We start from the raw sequence: 379 nt of genomic DNA, 5'->3' as shown, positions 1-379 counted from the left end.
GCGGTGTACCGCTCGGGCCCCTTCCCGCGGCGATCAGGCGAGGCTTGCCGGCGGCGCCGGGGCGTGGTTGTCGCCGGCTATGACCTCGGCGGCTCCGGACTGCGGGGCGCCGGCCGTCAGGACTGCGGCACCCGCGAAGGCAGCCGTGGCAATGGCTAACGTGACGAGGACCTTCTTGGCGCGGATCATGTGAACTCCCCTGAGTTGCAGTGTTCTTGGTCAGCCGGCACGGGTGTGGAGGCTGTGCATTCGTAATGGCTCGATGGATATCTGTCCACCGATGCCACCCGGAACGCCTCTTTCCGAATTGCTCCGGACATGCGTCGGCCGCGACGGCTCCCCCTCCGCGCCGCCGCGGCCGATCCCCCGTGCGTTCCCC

At 69.4% G+C, this 379-nt stretch carries 1 protein-coding gene; it reads right to left on the bottom strand.

Annotated features, from left to right (window positions below; genetic code table 11):
* Nucleotides 1-33 precede the first annotated feature (33 nt).
* Nucleotides 34-189 (bottom strand): hypothetical protein, encoded by a 156-nt coding sequence (locus GUY60_RS38120; protein WP_161706062.1) that lies wholly within the window; start codon nucleotides 187-189, stop codon nucleotides 34-36.
* Between the last annotated feature and the right edge of the window lie 190 nt (nucleotides 190-379).

This window comes from Streptomyces boluensis (assembly GCF_009908195.1).
In the GTDB taxonomy this organism is placed as follows: Bacteria; Actinomycetota; Actinomycetes; order Streptomycetales; family Streptomycetaceae; genus Streptomyces; species Streptomyces boluensis.
This window is presented reverse-complemented; position numbering and strand designations above follow the sequence as displayed.